Raw genomic sequence first — 20,133 nt, forward strand, 5'->3', positions numbered from 1 at the left:
CCCATCTTTTTAATCAATGAGTTAGGTGGGAGTGTTCGATTCCTGTAAATTCCAACGGGCGCAGCATGCAGCGCCCCTACGGTCGATCATGTGTGATCCCAACCCTTAGCTATTCTTCCTGGTGCGCGCGCTCAACTTCTTCGGCCAGGATCATCACGCCACGCTCAATATCTTCCGGATTAGGCACATAGTTCATGCGCATACATTGGTGTGTATGCGGCCATTCATGCTCCAGCCCCGGGAAGAAGTAGTGGCCAGGTACCATCAAGACGCCACGCTTTTTCAGCCGTTGATACAGCAGCTCGGTGGTGATGGGCAGATCCTTGAACCACAGCCAGAGGAAGATAGCCCCTTCCGGCTTATGGATCAGGCAGCGCTCTGGCGACAGGTAACGGCGAATAATGCCGATGGTCTGCTCGACCCGCTGCTTGTAGAACGGGTGGATAACCTCGTTGGATAAACGCAGCAGATCGCCACGCTCAATCATCTCCGTGGCCAGCGCCGGGCCAATGCTGCCCGGGGACAGGCTGATAATGCCGTTCATATTGGTCAGCGCGCTGATGACCTTCTCGTCGGCAATCACGATGCCACAGCGTGAGCCAGGCAGGCCCAGCTTGGACAGGCTCATGCACAGGATGATGTTCGGGTTCCACAGCGGCGTGGCTTCGCTGAAGATAATGCCGGGGAACGGCACGCCGTAAGCGTTATCGATCACCAGTGGGATATCACGCTGCTGCGCCAACAGATCGAGCTTCATCAGCTCTTCGTCGGTGATCACGTTGCCGGTCGGATTGGTAGGGCGCGATACGCAGATCATGCCGATGTCGTCACCGATGTTCAGATGCTCAAAATCGACGTGATACTTGAACTGGCCATCTGGCAGCAATTCGATGTTGGGTTTGGCAGAGACAAACAGCCCTTCATCCAGTCCGGAATCGGCATAGCCAATATATTCTGGCGCCAGCGGGAACAGCACGCGGCGGCGGGTGCCGTCGGCGTAGCGGCCAGCGAACAGGTTAAACAAGTAGAAAAACGCGCTCTGGCTGCCATTTGTCAGTGCAATATTCTGTGGTTCGATCTGCCAGCCAAGCTCTTCTTGCAGCATGGTAGCCAGCGCTTTCAGCAGGGCGTCTTTGCCTTGTGGGCCGTCGTAGTTGCACAGTGCTTCGGTCAGCTTGCCCTGATCGAGCATCTCCTGGCACAGCTGTTTGAAGTAGCTGGCCATCTCTGGGATTTGCGCCGGGTTACCGCCGCCAAGCATGATGGCACCTGGCGTGCGCAGGCCTTCATTCAGATCGTCCATCAAGCGGGTGATGCCCGCGTAACGGGTAAATTTGTCGCCGAAAAGTGAAAAATTCATAGCTGCTGCAATATAGTTGTAAGCGGGTAGACGCCCACCATACCGCCAGATAAAAGCGGGTGCAATGCGGCTGATATCTTGCCCGCCGGGCATAGATGTTGCTCAGCGGGCTTTTTACAGCATAACGCGCTGAATTATTGTGACCGATCGCCAGCCCACACCACCATCACCTTATCGCCCCCATATTGGCGACTAAAGGCATAGTAATGAGGCGTTTGCTGGGATTGCTGCTTACCGGCACCGATTGCCGGGTGGCGCTCGCGGAACTGGCCTAGCCGCTGCCAATGTGCCAACAACGGCGCTTTGGCTCCTTGCAGTTCACCCCAGTTCATATCCGAGCGCGTGCCTTGTAAAGGATCGGAACCGGTAGGGCCAAACGGACGGCCGCTCTCATCACCGTAATAAATTTGTACCGCGCCCGGAGCCAATAACAGCAGGTCTGCTGCTCGCTGCTGCAAAGGTAACGAACCTTTGGCATCGCTGGCGAAGAACAGGCGAGTGTCGTGCGAGGAAATATAGCTCAGCACGTTGAAGCCTTGCAGCTTGTCCGCCATCTGCTGATAGGTGGCATCGATATTGGAGAAGCAACCCAGTGCCTGCGAGGCCTGATCCTGAAAATCGAAGTTGATCATCGCATCGAAGCCGTGCTGGTAATAGTCGCTTTTCATCACCCCATGGCCCCAGGCTTCACCGGTCATCCAGAACGGCGCGTTATCCAGCGCCTGCTTGGGATTAGCCGCTTTCCACTCTGCCAGCGCCTCGGTGGCACGCTGCTTTAGCAGGTCCAGCGTGGGTTTATCGACGTGCTTGGCGGTATCAACGCGGAAACCGTCAATGCCGTAGTCGCGCACCCATTGGCTGAGCCAGACCGTTAGATAATCGCGGGTGGTGGCTCCTGGGATTTCGCGCGCGGCGGTATCAGGTTTATGGCGGAAGAACAGCGGTAGGCCGCTGGCTCCAGGCGCTTCAGTTTTGATGTCCGGAAGGAAAGCCAGTGACATGGTCAGATCGTCAAAGCCCGGTGAGTCGTAATCGCCGATATCGGTGCGGATCCAGTTTTTCCCCCACCATTGGCTCCAGCCTGCTTTATCGCTGAAGTTGATGTAGTCGTTAAAGCTGTGCCAGCTCTGGCCTGGCCCCGGTTGCCAATCGCCCCAGTTTTTGCCGAGGGTTTTTGCGGCTTCATCTCCCTTCAGGTACAGCGAGCCGAACTGGAACTGCTGCATATCGGCCAGCGTGGCATAGCCGACGTGATTGACCACCACGTCAAACAGGATACGGATCCCGCGCTGATGCGCTTGCTCCACCAGATTACGCAGATCCTGCTCGTTGCCCATATTGGCATCGAGCTTGGTCCAGTCCTGGTGATAGTAACCGTGATAGGCATAATGTGGGAAATCCCCTTTGGTACCGCCGCCGACCCAGCCGTGGATCTGCTCTAGCGGGGAACTGATCCACAGGGCGTTGACCCCCAGCTGTTGCAGATAATCCAGTTTTTTCGTCAACCCGGCGAGGTCGCCGCCGTGGAAGGTGCCGATCTCCTGCATGCCATCGCCGTGGCGGCCATAGCTGTGATCGTTGGCCGGGTTGCCGTTTTCAAAGCGATCGGTCAGCACAAAATAGACCGTGGCGTTGTGCCAGTTGAAAGCCGCCTGTGGCGGCGTATTGGCTGACTCCAGCAATAGCAGACCCCCGCTGTTGGCTGCCGGTTGCAGGGTGACCTGGCCCTGAACCACCGTGGCGGTCTGGCCCGAGTAAAAATCGCGCACCGTTTCGCCTTCGGCAAAGGTGTCCTTCACCGCGATCGTGATCGGCTGGCCATCCCAGCGTTGGCAGGTGCGGGCCACGGCGGCGACGGTTTTTTCCGGTTCGGCCTTCAGGCTGAGCTGCAAGGTGGGTGTGCCGCTGCGGGTGTCGATCCGCACCTGATAATCGCCATCGCGAAATAGCCGCCAACTGACCGGCTCGCTATCGCTACAAGGTTGCAGCGACAACGTCTGGTTCAGCTTAACCGTGTCGCTGGGCTGCCAGCACTGTTGGTTCTGATAAAGCCGCAGCGGCAGTTGGCCTTTGGCCAGGGTTGCCTGGCTGGTAAATAAACCGCTGGTGGATTCGCTGAAGGCCGGGAAGCTTTGCAGCGTCCAGTTGGCCAGCGCTGCGGGTGAAAGCAGCATCAGCAGGGGAAGGGTCAGGCGTTTCATGGCTCTCCTTACTCGTGGCAGGAAGCGTTTTTATCGTAGGGTAGCCTAGTGTGCTGTATGGAGAAAAAATCGCCTCCTCCCAGGGTAAGAATTTGGGGGCGGAGGGGGAAGGGGGAGAGGTTTGACTATGCGCTGTTGGTTTTTTAATCTGCACTGCGAGGTGTACATTAACCAATGAGGTAAGCCTATGCGTATTGCATCAGTCCAACGTTTCGACGAACAACTTATAGAAATTCAAAAGGCTATTAATGAGGCAGAAAAGGGTGATTTCATATCTGAAGTTGAGATGACTGCTCGTTTTAGCAGGATGGGGGCGATAGTTAGTGATGACATGGAGAATATGGATCAGCTTGATTAGATGCCAGTTGGTAAACGCTGGCATCTAATCAGGATTACTTGTTCAGCAACTGCGGGTTAACGCAATTTTCTGTGACCGTACCGGTCAAGGCGGCAATCAGGTTATCCACGGCGCACTCGGCCATGCCGTAGCGAGTCTCATGGGTGGCGGAACCGATATGCGGCAAAGCGACCACGTTGGCCATTTTCAGCAGCGGCGAATCGACCGCGACCGGCTCTTGTTCGAACACATCCAACCCAGCGGCGTGAATGGTGCCGTCTTGTAAGGCTTCAATCAGCGCTTGCTCATCTACCACCGGGCCACGCCCCGCGTTGATCAAAATTCCGCTCTGCTTCATCTTCGCCAGCTGTTCGCGGCCAATCAGATGGAAGGTTTGCTCGGTGAGCGGCAGCGTAATGCACAGGAAGTCCGACTCGGCCAGCAGCGTATCAAGATCGCAACGGCGGGCATTGAAGCGTTGCTCTGCTTCTTCATGGGTGCGGCGTGCGTTGTACAGCACCGGCATGCCAAAGCCGAAGTGCGCACGCTGCGCCAGCGCCAGGCCGATGCGGCCCATGCCGAGGATGCCGATGGTTTTATGATGCACGTCAACGCCGTACCAGTCAGGCCCGATGCTGCCCTGCCATTCCCCTGCCTTGACCCGCTCGGCCACCTCGACCACCCGGCGTGCGGTGGCCAACACCAGGCTCATGATGGTATCGGCCACGGTTTCGGTCAGGACGGTTGGGGTATGCATCAACAGCACCCGGTGGGCGTTGAGTGCTTCAACGTCAAAGTTGTCGTAACCGACGGAGACGGTGGACGCCGCACGCAGTTTGGGGGCGCGTTGTAAAAAGGCTTCGTCAATCTTGCCGCCGGAACCGAGGATGCCTTCGGCCTGTTGTAGCGCCTGATCGAAGGCGGCGTTGTCCAGTTGCAGACCGTCAAAGGCATGAACGGTAAAGTGCTGGTCCAGCTTGGCACGCAGGTCGGCAGGAATACTTTTGTACAACACGATTGCAGGCTTCATCAAATAACTCCATCTGGCGAACGAGATGTTCAACATAACATATTGCAGGAAAGTGAAGGGCTGAGCCCCTCACTCGCAAGATTAGGCCACCTGTGGCTGAGCTTCATTACGTGCAGGCTTGACGATCAGCGTCAGCCCCACCGAGGCCAGCAGCGCGATAGCCATAAACATATAAGAGGCTGCCGGGCTGCCGGTCGCCCCGTTGAGGTAGCCGACAAACCAGGAACCGAAGAAGGAGCCCAGTGCACCCATGCTGTTAATCAGCGCCATGGCACCCCCGGCGACGTTTCTTGGCAGCATCTCCGGAATGATGGCGAAAAACGGGCCGTAAGGCGCATACATGGCCGCACCGGCGACCACCAGCAGGCCATAGGAGATCCAGAAGTGGTTCGGGCCAATGGCGTAGGAGGCGAAGAAGGCCAGCGCGCCGATCAGCAACAGCGGCCAGACAAACAGCTTGCGGTTCTGCATCTTGTCCGACGCCCAGGAAACCACGATCATCGCAATGGTGGCGGCCAGATAAGGTACCGATGACAGCCAGCCCGCTTCAACCATCCCCATCTGCATACCACTGCGCAGGATCGAAGGCAGCCACAGCACAAAGCCATACACGCCGATGCTCCAGGCAAAATATTGCATGCACAGCAGGATCACGTTGCGCGAGCGGAAGGCTTCGCCGTAGTTGCGTACCGCCTTGATGCCTTTCTGCTCCTCGGCTAGTTGTTGTTGCAACGCCAGCTTTTCCTGATCGCTCAGCCAGCCGACCTGTGAGGGTTTGTCTTTGACCAGCACCCACCAGCAGAATGCCCAGATGACCGCAGGAACCCCTTCGATGATAAACATTTCACGCCAGCCAAAGGCGTGGATCAGGTAGCCGGAAACTACCGACATCCACAGTACCGTGACCGGGTTGCCGAGGATCAGGAAGGTGTTGGCGCGGGAGCGTTCAGACTTGGTAAACCAGTTGCTGATGTAAATCAGCATCGCGGGCATCACCGCCGCCTCCACCACACCAAGGATAAAGCGGATCGCTGCCAGCATCGGGATATTGCTGACCATGCCGGTCAGCGAGGCGCAGCCACCCCACAGGATCAAACACCAGAAAATCAGCTTCTTGACGCTGCGGCGTTCGGCGTAGATGGCGCCGGGGATTTGGAAGAAGAAATAACCGAGGAAAAACAGGGCACCCAGCAGGGATGACATCCCTTTGGTGATGCCAAGATCGTCATTAATCCCGGCGGCAGAGGCAAAGCTAAAGTTGGCACGATCCAGATAAGCCAGGCTGTAGGTGATAAACACGATGGGCATGATGTACCACCAGCGTTTGGCCGCAATAGTTGCTTTAGTCATGTGCAGAACCCTTCAGTGGAGTCTTCTCACCAGCGGTGGCTTGCAGCTATCCGCTGGGGCTTGTGCTCTCCCGGCGTGCCTCGGTTGTAGGGACAGAGGTGGACGCTCATTGGAGCAAATGATTATTCCGCCAGTGCGGCGCGGGTTGGCAGCCCTTCGCTGTCGCCGATGGCCTGGATGGCCAGCGAACCGATCTTGTTGCCGCGTTGTACCGCCTGGAGCAGCGTTTTGCCTTCCAGCAGGGCGCTCAGCGTCCCTACCGCGAAACCGTCTCCGGCACCGACGGTATCTACCACGTTGGTGACTTTGACCGCGGGTACCGCAGCCTGGTCGCCTGCGGCAGTTTTAAACCAGGCACCTTCTGGCCCGGTTTTGATGATCACGGCCTGTACGCCGCGCTCCAGATAGAAATCGGCGATGCCTTCTGCGGTGGATTGCCCGGTCAGGATCTGGCCCTCTTTTAACCCCGGCAGCACCCAGTCGGCCGCGCAGGCCAGCTTGTTGAGCTGTTCGATCATCAGCTCCCGGCTAGACCACAGCACCGGGCGCAGGTTGGGGTCGAAGGAGATGGTTTTGCCCAGGGCACGCATCTCGGCAGCGGCGAACTGGCACAGCTCCAACGACTCGGCAGACAGGGCGGCGGCCACCCCGCTCAGGTGCAGGTGGCGGGCCCCGGCGAAATAGTCGCGGTCAAAGTCGGCGGTGGAAAGATGGCTGGCGGCGGAGCCTTTGCGGAAATACTCCACACTGGGATCGGTTCCATCGGTATTTTTAGATTTCAGCTGAAAACCGGTTGGATAGCGGCCATCAACGGTGACCCGCTGGGCATTAACTCCTTCTTTCGCCAACTGTTGCAGGGTAAAGCGGCCAAACGAGTCGTTACCTATCCGGCTGACCCAGCCGACGTTCAGACCCAGGCGGGCCAGCCCGATAGCCACGTTCAGTTCGGCACCGGCGATGCGTTTGGTAAAGCTTTCAACCTCGGCCAGATCGCCAGTTTGCGCGGCGACAAACATCGCCATGGCTTCACCCAGCGTGACGACATCTAAAGAATTTTGCGTGCTCATCATGCCTGCTCCCCGCGTAACATATCCACGTAATGACGGGTTACCGCCTCCAGATCGCTGCCCTGTAGCGGGAACTCGATGCCGCGTGGCACGTCCTGCGGCAAGCGGGCCAGCACTTCACGCCAGCTACCGTCGGTGTCATCCAGGGCGATGGCGCGCCAGCCGCGTGGGCCAAGGGTTGCGGCTTTAACATGAATATAGCCAACGTGTGCGGCCAGGAGATTGGCGGCGGCCAGGGTGTCTTGCCCCACCCAATGCCAGTTGGCCATGTCGAACGTCATACCGACCGGCAGCTGGCTCGCTTCCACCGCATGGAAAAAGGCGTTCATCAATGACAGGATGCCGCAGTCTGGCGTTTGATCGTTCTCGACCACCAGTTGGGTTGCGGATTGCCCCAGCGCGATTTTTAACTCGGTAAAGTCAAAGCCTGGCTGGTAGTGGCCTAAGGCCAGCTTGAGACGACTGGCTTGCAGGATCTTCGCCTCCGCCAAAAAGGCAGGCAAGTTCGGGTTCAGGGTGTGTTGTGGCGTAAACAGTGACTCAGGAGCGGAATAGACGGCAGCCAGTTGGTGTTGCTGTAGGGCTTTTGCCAGGGTGGGTAAAGCGTCCAGTTCCTGTGGGGAAAGCAGTTCACGGCGGATTTCCACGCCGTCTGCGCCTGCTTGGGCGATCAGGGGTAACAACGCCGCCTGGCCACCTAGCTGCTGTACCTTGTCGTTGCCGTAGGCGCTGGTTACTACAATAATCTGTTGCTTCATCTTTTGGCTCCTGAGGTGACCTATCACCACCGCTACTGTTGTTGCAACGGTAAATGGAACCGGTTCCATTGAAAAGCAGCAGCATGCAGAACTATGATCGCAATCACGGAGTTGGCTGAAAAATAGTCGCTTGAGGACTGATGGTTCGAGTATGGCCTAACGCTGGGTGGAACCACGAACGATCAGCTCACCGGAGAATAGCTGCTCGCTAACGGGGGCATCGAGGCCCTGGATACGCTGCACCAGCAACTCCAACGCGGCATGTCCTATCTGGTAGGTGGGCTGTTTCAGGGTAGTTATCCCCACCCCGGCCAGTTCGGCCCAATCCAGTTCGTCAAACCCCAGCAGGCCAATATCGTTGCCCCACTGCATGCCCAGGTGGCGCATAGCGCGCGCAACTTGCAGCGTTAGGGCACCGTTGGCCGAGATCACCGCTTTGCGCATGCCGCGATGGCGGGTATTAAAGGTCTGTAATACCGTTGCCAGCTTGTCGGCGTCGTTGAGCGGAGTTTCGGCCTGTTCGGCGGACAAATCGGGATGTTTGGCCATGGTCTGGCGAAAGGCGTGCAGACGTTCAAGCCGGGTATTCACGGTGCCAATTGGCTCACTGAGGAACAGGATCGCCTCAAACCCCTGTTGTAACAGATGCTCCGTCGCGGTGGCGGTGGCCTCGTGGTTATTCAGGCCCACCACATCGCAGGCGAAATCGGGAATTTTACGGTCGATCAGCACCATCGGCAGCATCGACTGTTGCAGCATGGAGAGCGCGTCTTCACGCATCCCTACGGCGTTCACCACAATCCCTTCCACCCGGTAGCTGCTCAGCAACTGTAGATAGTGTTGTTCCTGATTGATCTCGTTATTGGTGTTACAGACCAGCAGGGTAAAGCCATGCTGGCGGCAGGCCGCTTCGATACCGCGCATCACGTCGACGGAATAGGGATTGGTGATATCGGCGATGATCAGGCCGATCAGCCGCGTTTGCCCACCCTTCAGGCTTCGTGCCATCTGGCTTGGGCGATAGTCGAGCTGCTGGATCGCGATGTCGATACGTTGCTTGAGGGCGTCGGAGAGCAGGTGCTGTTCACCATTGAGATAGCGCGACACGCTGGTTTTGCCGGTTTGGGCGTGTTTTGCCACATCACTGATGGTGGCGCGCCCTGAGGCACGCGTTGCTTTATCACTGCTCACAGCCAATCTCCCCTGCGGTTCAATGCCAAGGAGACTAACACACCCGGCATCACGCCGGGAATGACCCATGTCAGGAGGTAACCTCCTGCGCTTTGGCCTGCGGCTGGATTTTCTTGTCGGGACTGCTGAGGGTGAAGACAGAAATCAGCGTGACACCCAAGGCCAGGCAGCCGAGGATCAGGTAAGTATCGGCGAACCCCATACGGTCATACAGGCTACCTGCAAAGGCAGAGAGGAAGATGGCGGCCCCCTGTTTGGCAAACTGGAAACCAATCAGATAGATCGTGGCGGAAAGGCGGGTATCAAAGTTGGCGGTGATGTACTTGAAGGAACCGACCAGCAGGAAAGGCACCTCCAGCGCGTGCAGCATTTTCAGCATGATGACTTCCAGTGCCGTTGTGGCAAAGGCGGAGCCAATGATGCGTATGGACATGATGGTACCGGCCAGCAGCAGCGTATTTTTCGCCCCGATGCGGTTAATAATCCACGGCGAGCAGAACATGATCAGCGCATTGGCCAATTCTCCGGCGGTGGTCGCATAACCGAAGACTTCGGTACCGCGCTGTGGCGAGCTGAAGAAGGTTTTGAAGAAGTTGGCAAACTGTTGATCGAACACGTCATAGACGCAGGCGACGCCGACCACATACAGGATGAACATCCACATCTTCGGCATCCTGAACAGCTCTGCCACCATCCTCAGATTGAACTGGCTCTGGTTGGCACCCAGCTTGCCCATGACAATGGCGTTAGGATTTTCGCGTGGGTTGGCCAGTATCAGCAGTAGCATCAGTAATACTGCGGCCCCAGATCCCATCCAGAAGACGATATCCGGATTGATATTGAATAACACCCCGGCGGTAGACGCACAGATCCCCCAGCCGAAACAGCCAAACATCCGCGCCTTGCCGTATTCGAAGGCACTTTTGCGGCTGACTCGTTCGATATAAGCCTCAACGGCTCCTGCGCCCCCTGAAAAAGCAAATCCGATATAGGCCCCGCCCACCATGGCTCCGAGCAAGACGTTCATTTTCAACAACGGCGCAAAGACGTAGAGGAAGAAGGGGGCAAAGAAAAACAGCAACAGGGTAATCACCCAAAGCAGATGTTTTTTCAGCCCGAGCTTATCGGAAATAATGCCGAAAATGGGTTGGAATAGAATGGCAAACAGAGACAGACAGGAAAATACCAGGCCAGTTTCGGTTTTATTCAGCCCGATAACCTCAGACAGCCAGATCGGCAGAAACGGAAAGCAGGTGGCCATAATGAAAAAGTAGAGGAAAAAGAAAGCGCCAAATATCCAGAAGTTACGGTTATTTTTATAGGTACAGACGGTGGCGTTCATGGTGATTGTCCTTCCACGACGAGCTTTGGGTGTGCAGCGGCTCGCCGGGGTGAGCGCTGCACCTGCAAATCTATGGGATAGCTCAGAGCTGTTCCAGGTCGATCAGCATGGCGCTTTCCGGATCCAGTACCGGTAACGCCAGGCCAACCTGTGCCAGCCATTCCCCGCTAACGTCGCAGGGCTGTTTCATCCAGGCGGGTAACTGGCGCATGGTATGGCCGCCCTGCTGTTGGTGAATCAGCGGCGGGGTATCCAGCAGGGTGATCCGATAACGTGCATCCGGCCTCAACCCTGGAATGCGCAAATTACCCGGCAACTGGTGATCCGGCATCGCCAACTGGCTGACCAGAATGACGGCTTGCTCTTGTCCTGGGGCAACCACGCCATTAATCTGGGTGCTTGGGTCGTGATGATCGATACGGATAACATCGCCGCTATGTAGCAGTGGCCGGAGAGATTTGTGCAACGCCACATAGCGGACGAAGCCAAGCTGTTCGGCGTCACCTTCTTTGACCGGGTCGAGTTCGATACCCATGTGACCGAACAGCGCCGTCAGGCCGCGAAAACCGATGCTGTGCTGACGTTCGGTGGCGTGACACTGTCGGTTGCCGATGTGTGAGCCCATCACTTCCGGTGGGAAGAAATAGCTCATGCCACGCTGAATGGTTTGACGTTCCAGCGCGTCGTTGTTGTCGGAGGCCCAGAAGCGGTGGCAGCGTTGCAGGACCTCATAATCGATACGACCCCCACCGGAGGCACAGGATTCAAATTCCACCTGCGGGAAGCGTTCCCTCAAGCTATCCAACAGGCGATAGAATTGCTCGGTCTGGGCTGTCAGCGAGGCGCGGCCAAGGTGTGCGGGTTGCACGATCTCGCGGTTCATGTCCCACTTGATGTAGTCGATATCATGATTGCTCAGTAGCCAGTTCATACGCTCCAGCAGGTATTCGAAGACCTGTGGGTTGCACAAATCGAGCACGTACTGAAAACGCCCGGTAGGTTGCTGATAGCCCGGTAAACCTAACACCCAGTCGGGGTGAGCCCGAAACAGATCGGAATCTGGATTGATCATCTCTGGCTCCACCCAGATACCGAATTCCATGCCTAGTTGTTTAACATGCTCGATCACCGGAGCCAGCCCGTTCGGGTATTTTTTCTCGTCCAGATACCAGTCGCCAAGTGCCGCGCGATCGTGGTCGCGGCCACGGAACCAACCGTCATCAATGATAAAGCGTTCTACGCCAAGTCCGGCCGACTTGGTGGCCATCTGCATGATGTATTCGGGCTGGTGGTCGAAATAGATGCCCTCCCAGGTATTGAGATGCACGGGACGTGGCTTGTGTTCAGGGAAGTGCAGGATATTCTGGCGGACATAACGGTGAAACTGCTGGCTGAGCGCATTCAGACCCGTGCGAGAGCTGGCAGCATACAGCCAAGGCGTACTTAGACTGGCCCCGCCTTCCAGCTCCTGCTCGCCTGGCAGATACAGGGCCTCTGCCTGCAACAGGCGGCGGCCATCGGTTTTTACATCAGCACGCAGACGATGGTTGCCGCTCCAGCCGAGATGGATACCCCAGACCTCCCCCTGTTGCTCGCTGAAGCCACGGCTACCTACCATCATGCCAGGGAAGTATTCATGAGAGCTGCGCCCTCGACGGTTTTCCTGCAGGTACCCACCATGCTCCAGGGTGACGCGGTGCGGTTGGAACTCGCGGATCCAGCGGCCATGGAACGCCATCACTTCACCAGCACGCTCTGGCAATGGCAGTGTCAACGCCAAGCGGTTAACCCAGTAACGAGCAGCATGGTGATTGATCAACGTATGGCGCATCTTTAGCACGCCGCTGGCGCTGTCCAATTGCAGTTCGCTGCGTAGTTGCAGCCCAGCCTGTGGGTCTTCTGCCAGGATCAGTAACTGATTGTCCTGATGCGTGATTTCGCTGGTGGTGAACACGGGGGACCAATCGTAGCCGTCGCGATGGCCTTCCACTCCCGGCGAGCCAAACAGACCGCGTCCAGATTCTGCCGCCAGCGTCAGCGGCGTATCGACATCCAGCCTGCCGTTGGGCACCGCCCGGCTCAGCGTCAGGATATCTTCCGGCATAAACCCGCTTAAGTGGGGGCCCCAATAGAGAATTTCGGCAAACGGCTGGCAACGAACGATGACGTCGGTCGTGGGGCTGGTTAACCGCACAATGGTGGGTTCCATGTTTTGACTCCTTTACGATCTTTGGCTCAACTCAGTGGCGTCATCATTGATCCGAAACGTTTCGGATTAAAACCTAAACGTTTCGGATCTGTGATCTGGTCGGGCAAAAAACGTCGTTGTTTTAAACGATCAGGAGGTCAGGGGGAGTTCGTCAGGATTGGGTTTTAACACCGGTTGCCACAGTACCTGTAATTTTTGCAGCGGTTCACCACGGATCAGGCCAAGGGTCATTTGTGCGATTTGTTGGCCGACTTCCGCGCGGGTGGCTTGGACGATGGAGGCTACAGGAAGATCGAGCAGGCTTTCCGCGGGTAATCCGTCATACACCACCAGAGAAACCCCACCGGGGCCGAGTTTATCGGCATCACGCAGCGCCATTGCTGCCCCTTCGCCGTGACCGTTGCAGTCGGTAATGATTGCCGTCGGTGGATCGGCCAACGCCAATAACGCTTGGGTAGTCAGATAACCCGCACGACGGCTTGGCGTGATACTGCACAGATAATCATCACGTTGTGGCAGTTGGTGGCTGGCCAATCCATCCAGATAACCTTGGCGGCGCTGGCTGATAAATGACTGCTGGTTATTTTCGCCCAGATAGGCAATTTTCCGGTGGCCGAGCGCCACCAGATAGTCCACGGCCATCTGGCTGCCAGCGCGGTTATCAAAATCAAACCAGGCGTAATCTTTCACCAACTGGCTGCGGCCGAGCGCCAGAAACGGGAAGTTAAGCCGCTGTAATTCATGCAGACGCGGATCGTTGTCTAGCGTATGGGCAACGATCAGCGCATCAACACGTTTGCTGGCAATCAGACGAGTAAAGGCATGATGGGGCGCATCATCTGCCACCAGCAGCAGATCGATCTCGTGGCGCACCAACTCATTGCTGATACAACCGATCATCTCCATCAAGGTAGAGTTACTTAACGTGTAGTTATTGAAGGGGAAAACCAGCCCAACGGCGTCGATTTTGCCCATTTTCAAACGGCGTGCCAGGGTATTGGGGCGATAACCCAAACGCTCTGCCTCAGCCTCTACCCGTTGGCGCGTATCTTGGGCCACGTCGCCGTAGCCATTCAGGGCGCGACTCACGGTGGTAACGGAGAGATCCAATGCTTTGGCAATCGCTTTCAGGGACATATTTCACTCTACAGAAGGTGTTGGGATGCCGGGCGAGAGTAACACAGGCAGAGGAACCGGAGGGAGAGGTGAGGGCAGGAAATGCGAACTGGCGGGGCCAAAGCCCCGCACGGGATTACTGCAGCGGGCTGAGGGTGATCTCAACGCGGCGGTTTTGCGCTTTGCCTGCGGTGGTGCTGTTGGAGGCAATTGGGTTATCCGGGCCGGCACCGGTTGAACGGATGCGGTTGGCGGCGACCCCTTGGGTGATTAGCGCGCTGGCCACACCGTCTGCACGTTGCTGGGACAGCGTCATATTATGCGCGCGAGCCCCGGTGCTGTCGGTGTAACCCACCACGTTGACGGCGGTTTTTTCATACTCTTTCAGCACCATCGCCACGCCGGTCAGGGTGTTGGCACCCGCCGGTTTCAGCGTGCTGCTGTCGGTATCGAAGGTCACGTTGTTTGGCATGTTCAGCACGATATTATCGCCCTGACGGGTAACGCTAACGCCGGTGCCTTTCATTTTGTCGCGCAGTTTGGCTTCCTGCACGTCCATGTAGTATCCGGCGCCACCGCCCAATGCGGCACCGGCTGCGGCGCCGATCAGCGCGCCTTTACCACGGTCTTTTTTCGATGAAGAGATCATGCCGATACCGGCACCCAGGGCTGCGCCAACGCCAGCGCCAATACCGGACTTGCCGGCTTCTGACTCCCCGGTGTAAGGGTTGGTGGTACAAGCCGATAGCGTCATGGCAACGGCTACCGCACCAGCAATTATCGCAATGCGTTTTTTCATTGTTAGTTCCTTTAAAAGCAGGGATATCTGCGTGCGCTACTCCAAACTGGAGGCGCTAAATCGTCGGCATTCAGCCGCGAGCCCCAAACGGGCCGCGCAACTATGACGTACCTTTTGGCCAGCAGTTCCGATAAAAATCGTGACAAATTATAAACCTGTAAGCCAGGCAGGAAGGTAGCCGCCAAATCGCCGCTTGGGAACCAGAACAAACTGAATTAATGCAAGATTGGTTGATCTTTAGGACAAAGGGGCGAAGAGTTTCGCCCCGATAAGATGCCGTTAGGCTAACGTTTCGCCATTGCTGGCGATCACGCGGCGATACCAGTCGAAGCTCTGTTTCTTCGAGCGGGCAAAGGTGCCGCTGCCGTCGTCGTGCTTATCTACGTAGATAAAGCCGTAGCGCTTACTGTATTGCCCGGTGGTGAAGGACACGCAGTCGATACAGCCCCAGGGGGTGAAGCCCATTAGCTCAACGCCGTCGTCGATCACCGCTTTTTTCATCTGCTCGATGTGCGAACGCAGATAGGCGATGCGGTAATCGTCGTGGATCTGGCCATCGGCCTCGGGCTTATCCAGCGCACCGAAGCCGTTTTCGACGATGAACAGCGGCTTCTGGTAGCGTTCATAGAGGATGTTGAGCGTATAGCGCAGCCCTACCGGATCGATCTGCCAGCCCCAGTCGGATGCTTTCACATAAGGATTCGGCACGCTGCCTTCAAAACCGGCCAGCGCCGTGCCCGTGCCGATGGAGTCCGCCTGCACCGCGTTACTCATGTAGTAGCTCAGGCCGATATAGTCTGCACAACCTTCACGCAGGATCTGCTCATCTTCCGGCTGCATCTGGATATGGTAACCCTTGCGCTCCCATTCATGCAGAATGTAGGACGGGTAATAGCCGCGCATATGCACATCGCCAAACAGGAAGCGTTCACGCATCGCCTCTTGCGTATACATCACATCATCCGGATTACACGAGAACGGATACAGCGGTACCATGGCGATCATGCAGCCAATCTGCAGGGCCGGGTTGATGGCATGCCCCAGTTTGACCACCTGCGCGCTGGCGACAAACTGATGGTGCAGCACCTGGTACATGCACTCTTCCGGGTTCGGTTCCTGGGTGAAAATCACCCCTGAACAGCAGTAGCCGAACAGTGGGGTCTTCCAGTTGCGCTGGTTGTTGATCTCGTTGAAGGTCATCCAGTACTTCACTTTGTGCTGGTAACGGGAGATGACCACCTGGCTAAAGCGCACAAAGAAATCGACGACCTTGCGGTTTTTCCAGCCGCCATATTCTTTCACCAGATGCCATGGCATCTCGAAATGGGAAAGGGTGATCACCGGCTCAATGCCGTATTTCAGCAACTCGTCAAACAGGTTGTCGTAGAACTGTAATCCTTCCTCGTTCGGCTCCAGCTCATCCCCTAGCGGGAAGATGCGCGACCAGGCAATTGAGGTGCGGAAGCACTTGAAGCCCATTTCGGCAAACAGCGCGATATCGCCTTGATAACGGTGATAGAAGTCCACTGCGTCGTGGTTGGCGTAGAGGTAGCCTGGTTCAATGCCGTCGGTGATCACGCGATCGACGCCGTGGGCACCGCTGGACAGCACATCGACGATGCTTGGGCCTTTACCGCCCTGATCCCAGCCGCCTTCAACCTGATGCGCCGCGACCGCGCCGCCCCACAGGAAATCATCCGGTAACTGTTTTTTCATAATATTGCTTCTCTTGGTAGATAAATTTAGGCCATTTCAGGCTTGTTGAGCGGTGCAGTTGGCGCAGGCTGTTCTTCTTTGAAGCCGACGATATAGGTTAGTACCGCACCGAGCACAAATGCCACGCAGATGGACAACAGGAAGCCAAGGAACTGCGGCATATGGCCTTCTTTAAAGAACACCGGCAGCACGGCAATCCCCGGCAGGCAATAGCTCCATGATACCGCGTTGAAGGCTCCGGCAATGGAACCGCCGACCGCACCGGCGACACAGCCGCAAATCATTGGGCGTTTCAGACGCAACGCTACGCCGTAGATGGCGGGTTCCGTGATGCCAAACAGGGCGGTCATGCCCGCAGACAGCGAAACGCGCTTCATCTCCGGGTCTTTGGATTTCAAATAGACGCCCAGCACCGCACCCGCCATGGCAAACACCGGCGAGGCTTGCAGGCCGGTAAAGGTGTCATAACCCAGTGTGGCATAGTTCCCCACGGTGACCGGCGTGATCCCCCAGTGTACGCCCAGCGTGACCAACGGCATCCACAGTGCGCCTACCACCGCTCCGGCAATGGAAGGGCTGAGGTGATACAGCGTGTTATAGACGCCACCGATGGCCCCGCCAATCATGTTACCGATCGGGCCAAAGGCCAGCAGCGTCAGCGGCACCATGATCGCGATACAGAACATCGGCGTGAACAGGTTGCGGATCACCAGCGGTAGGATGCGTTCAAAGAAACGCTGCACATAAGACATGATCCAGACCATCAGGATGATCGGGATCACCGAGGCGGTGTAGCTGAGATACTGCACCGGCATGCCCAGGAAGGTGAGGGGATCGGCATTAATCGGGATACCGGCCACCTCGGCCAGCACCCTGGCAATCTGTGGGTTATTGACGGCTTCCTGCATCAAAGCCTGCATGGCCGGATCGGCAGAGTTCACCAACAGGATTTTATTGGCGGTGAGCATGTTCATATAGTCTGGAGAGACCAGTGCACAGGCCGCGATCACCGCAGTGAACGGATTGACGTTGAATTTTTTCGCGGCGGTGAAGGCTACCATCACCGGCAGGAAGGTGAAACCGGTCCAGGAAACGAAGTTCAGAATACGATAGGTGCCGCTGGCCGGATCCATCCAGCCCAAGGCAGCAAACAGCGAAATGAGCCCCTGCAACACCCCGCAGGCTGCCAGCGGATACAGGAAGGGGGCGAAGATGCTGGAGATTATGTCCATCAGGCGGCTGACGATGCCGACGTTCGGCGCGCTGACCGCCACGTTCTCATCCATATTGACCAGTTTGAGCACTTCCCGATAGGCATCGCCGACGTGGTTGCCAATCACCACCTGCAATTGCCCACTGGATTCGATAACGGTAATAACGCCTTTGACGCGTTTCAGCGTGTCTTTATCGGCCTGGCTAGTATCTTTTAAAATAAATCGCAAACGTGTGGCGCAATGTGTGACATTAATCACATTATTATCGCCGCCAATCAGGCGTACGATCTCTTTTGCCGAGTCAGCATAATTAATTGCCATCAACGTAACTCCATCTGTGGGGTACAGAAATATCGGGCTTTATTATCGGTCGAAGGTGATTTCTAAATGGATAGTAGCAAACGGCAAGAGAATGTCACGATATAACAAAATTGCAGAATAGTGACTTGTTACATGCAAAAAACAGGGTGTTATTTAACGTGCTTTAACTAATAAAATTAATGGTCGAGACTTTTAGCCAGCTTTTTCCCTATCGCTTCCAACATATACATCACCGGTACCTGGGTAGTGATATCGTATTCGCTGGCAATGCGGATTTGCGGCATGTGGTAAGAGAGGTTAAAGTCCGCCATGCGCGCCAGCGAAGAGGTTTCGCTATTGGTAATGCTGACGATCTTACAGTTATGCAGGCTAAATTGGCTCGCCAGTTTAAGCATTTCCGGCGTTTCTCCGGAAACAGATAAAATAATGGCTACCGCGTTTTTATACATATCACTGCTGATGGGATAATAAGGGTCATCGATATAATTACTGAATTTACCGACGTTAGAGAAAAAACGAGCGCCGTACTTACCTAACGTGCCGGATGTGCCTGCTCCGACAAAGATGATCCGTTCCGCGTTGGCAATGTGTGCTGCCGCATCCGTAATTAACTGTTCAAACTCTTCATTGTTAATACTCTTGAAGAAGCTGACAATTTCACTGACGCCGGAGGTTAGCAGCAGTTTGTCTTCCTGTTCCAGATAGAGTTTAAAGCGAATGCGGAATTCCGAATAGCCGCTGAAATTCATTTTCTTACAAAAGCGTAATACCGTGGTGGTGGAGACCTTGGCACCGTCCGCCAGCTCGCGAATAGTCATATACATAACCTTGTCCTTATTTTTGATGACGTAGTTGTACACCATCAATTCAAGACCGTTGAGCTTGGATAAGGCGATATGGGTAAACATGCTGGATCCCGTTGACAAGGTTGGCTGCCAAAGTACCAGAAGCGGGCAGGGATGACAAAGCCCGCCCGCCACTTCTTCAGGGGTAGCGCAGTTCGGCGGCGGCCCAGTTCATGATCAGCGTATGGGCCTGGGTCTCCTGGTTGAACTGGCGTTGTACTTCACTGAACCCAAGCTTGCGGTAAAAGGCGCAGGCCCGCAGATTCTGCTCGTATACCTCCAGGCTCAGCCAGCCGTGCTGTTGCTGCACGTGTTCCATCAGTGCGGCTCCGACGCCTTGGCCGTGGAAGCGTTCATCGACAAACAGCGCGCCTACAAAGCGTTCATCCAGCACGCTGATAAAACCGGCGATCTGCTGGTGGTGCAGATAAACCCAGGTTTTGGCGCGCGGCAGATAGCTTTCACGCACCAACTGGGCGGTTTGCTGCCAATAATCGGCCGCGATAAACGGATGGGCCTGGGTGGTGCTTGCCAGCCACAGCGTCATCAGCGGCTCGATATCGGCCGGAACGGCAGTGCGGATCATGCCTGGCGCTGCTTTGGGTGGCAGAAGCAACCGGTAAGATGATCGTTCACCAGGCCGCTGGCCTGCATAAAGGCATAGCAGGTAGTGGAGCCAATAAACTTAAAGCCGCGCTTTTTCAACGCCTTGGACAGGGCATCGGACTGTTCGGTTTTGGCGGGGACTTCGCCAAGCGCCTGCCAGTGATTGAGCAGAGGCTTGCCGGTGACGAACTGCCAGATAAAGGTGACAAAATCCTCTCCGGCGGTTTCCATCGCCAGATAGGCCTTGGCATTGTTGATAATCGCCTCAATCTTGCCGCGATGGCGGATGATGCCGCTGTCTTGCATTAGCGTTGCCACGTCTTGTTCGGTCATGGCTGCGATGCGCTGCGGATCGAAATTGTGGAAGGCACGGCGGTAGTTTTCACGTTTTTTCAGCACAGTGATCCAGGAAAGACCCGCCTGCTGGCCTTCCAGGCACAGCATTTCGAACAGCTCGCGTGCGTCGGTGGTGGGTACGCCCCATTCCTGGTCATGATACTCAAGATATAGCGGATCGGCGGTAACCCAACCGCAACGTTCGTTGGCCATACGAGGATTCCTTATGCTGTATTTATTTACAGGTAATCATCGCCGCAAGCGGCCTGCTTGGCAACCCTTTGAGCGATTTATCGTCGGTAAGCTTGACGTTATGTGAATCCACGCAATATTTA

17 protein-coding genes are annotated in these 20,133 nt (G+C 56.2%); 1 reads left to right on the forward strand and 16 read right to left on the reverse strand.

All coding sequences use genetic code 11. The features are described from left to right. Positions 1–109 precede the first annotated feature (109 nt). Complete coding sequence (locus WN53_RS08050) at positions 110–1,360, reverse strand: valine--pyruvate transaminase (protein WP_024483303.1); 1,251 nt, start codon at positions 1,358–1,360, stop codon at positions 110–112. Positions 1,361–1,494: 134 nt separating this feature from the next. Then, the gene (locus WN53_RS08055) at positions 1,495–3,561 is read right to left on the reverse strand and encodes an alpha-amylase (protein ID WP_024483302.1); all 2,067 of its coding nucleotides are present in this window, start codon (positions 3,559–3,561) and stop codon (positions 1,495–1,497) included. 187 nt (positions 3,562–3,748) lie between these two features. Between WN53_RS08055 and WN53_RS28600 the strand changes: the two genes are divergently transcribed. Next, entirely contained in the window at positions 3,749–3,919 is a 171-nt protein-coding gene (locus tag WN53_RS28600; RefSeq protein WP_158645272.1) for a hypothetical protein, read from the forward strand. A gap of 34 nt (positions 3,920–3,953) precedes the next feature. Here the strand turns inward: WN53_RS28600 and ghrB are convergent, their stop codons facing one another. From ghrB to WN53_RS08125, 14 genes are all read right to left on the reverse strand, one after another. Then, positions 3,954–4,928, reverse strand: coding sequence for a glyoxylate/hydroxypyruvate reductase GhrB (gene ghrB, locus WN53_RS08060; protein ID WP_024483301.1), 975 nt, complete (start codon positions 4,926–4,928; stop codon positions 3,954–3,956). Between the two features lie 81 nt (positions 4,929–5,009). Continuing rightward, complete coding sequence (locus tag WN53_RS08065) at positions 5,010–6,278, reverse strand: MFS transporter (protein ID WP_024483300.1); 1,269 nt, start codon at positions 6,276–6,278, stop codon at positions 5,010–5,012. A gap of 122 nt (positions 6,279–6,400) precedes the next feature. After that, on the reverse strand, positions 6,401–7,348 hold the full coding sequence (locus WN53_RS08070; protein WP_099049902.1) for a sugar kinase: 948 nt from the start codon (positions 7,346–7,348) through the stop codon (positions 6,401–6,403). After that, entirely contained in the window at positions 7,345–8,103 is a 759-nt protein-coding gene (locus WN53_RS08075) for a sugar phosphate isomerase/epimerase family protein (protein ID WP_024483298.1), read from the reverse strand. Before WN53_RS08075 ends, WN53_RS08070 begins: the two co-directional genes overlap by 4 nt. A 156-nt stretch (positions 8,104–8,259) precedes the next feature. Beyond that, positions 8,260–9,294 carry a LacI family DNA-binding transcriptional regulator gene (locus WN53_RS08080; RefSeq protein ID WP_024483297.1) on the reverse strand — a complete coding sequence of 345 codons (1,035 nt, stop codon included), beginning with the start codon at positions 9,292–9,294 and terminating at the stop codon, positions 8,260–8,262. 70 nt (positions 9,295–9,364) lie between these two features. Then, on the reverse strand, positions 9,365–10,636 hold the full coding sequence (locus WN53_RS08085) for an MFS transporter (RefSeq protein WP_024483296.1): 1,272 nt from the start codon (positions 10,634–10,636) through the stop codon (positions 9,365–9,367). Between the two features lie 82 nt (positions 10,637–10,718). Then, the gene (locus tag WN53_RS08090; protein WP_024483295.1) at positions 10,719–12,845 is read right to left on the reverse strand and encodes an alpha-galactosidase; all 2,127 of its coding nucleotides are present in this window, start codon (positions 12,843–12,845) and stop codon (positions 10,719–10,721) included. Positions 12,846–12,974: 129 nt separating this feature from the next. After that, the gene (locus tag WN53_RS08095; protein WP_024483294.1) at positions 12,975–13,982 is read right to left on the reverse strand and encodes a substrate-binding domain-containing protein; all 1,008 of its coding nucleotides are present in this window, start codon (positions 13,980–13,982) and stop codon (positions 12,975–12,977) included. 115 nt (positions 13,983–14,097) lie between these two features. Continuing rightward, entirely contained in the window at positions 14,098–14,760 is a 663-nt protein-coding gene (locus WN53_RS08100) for an OmpA family lipoprotein (RefSeq protein ID WP_024483293.1), read from the reverse strand. Between the two features lie 279 nt (positions 14,761–15,039). Beyond that, positions 15,040–16,479, reverse strand: coding sequence for a 6-phospho-beta-glucosidase (locus WN53_RS08105; RefSeq protein WP_099049903.1), 1,440 nt, complete (start codon positions 16,477–16,479; stop codon positions 15,040–15,042). Positions 16,480–16,502: 23 nt separating this feature from the next. Continuing rightward, a complete protein-coding gene (locus WN53_RS08110) occupies positions 16,503–18,011 on the reverse strand; it encodes a PTS transporter subunit EIIC (protein WP_024483291.1) in 1,509 nt (502 codons plus the stop codon). Between the two features lie 176 nt (positions 18,012–18,187). Further along, on the reverse strand, positions 18,188–18,919 hold the full coding sequence (locus WN53_RS08115) for a MurR/RpiR family transcriptional regulator (RefSeq protein WP_024483290.1): 732 nt from the start codon (positions 18,917–18,919) through the stop codon (positions 18,188–18,190). A gap of 76 nt (positions 18,920–18,995) precedes the next feature. Beyond that, a complete protein-coding gene (locus tag WN53_RS08120) occupies positions 18,996–19,442 on the reverse strand; it encodes an N-acetyltransferase (RefSeq protein WP_024483289.1) in 447 nt (148 codons plus the stop codon). Further along, complete coding sequence (locus WN53_RS08125) at positions 19,439–20,011, reverse strand: DNA-3-methyladenine glycosylase I (protein WP_024483288.1); 573 nt, start codon at positions 20,009–20,011, stop codon at positions 19,439–19,441. The genes WN53_RS08120 and WN53_RS08125 overlap by 4 nt, the downstream gene beginning before the upstream one ends. Positions 20,012–20,133: the final 122 nt, after the last annotated feature.

Source organism: Serratia fonticola (assembly GCF_001006005.1).
Classification (GTDB): Bacteria; Pseudomonadota; Gammaproteobacteria; order Enterobacterales; family Enterobacteriaceae; genus Chania; species Chania fonticola.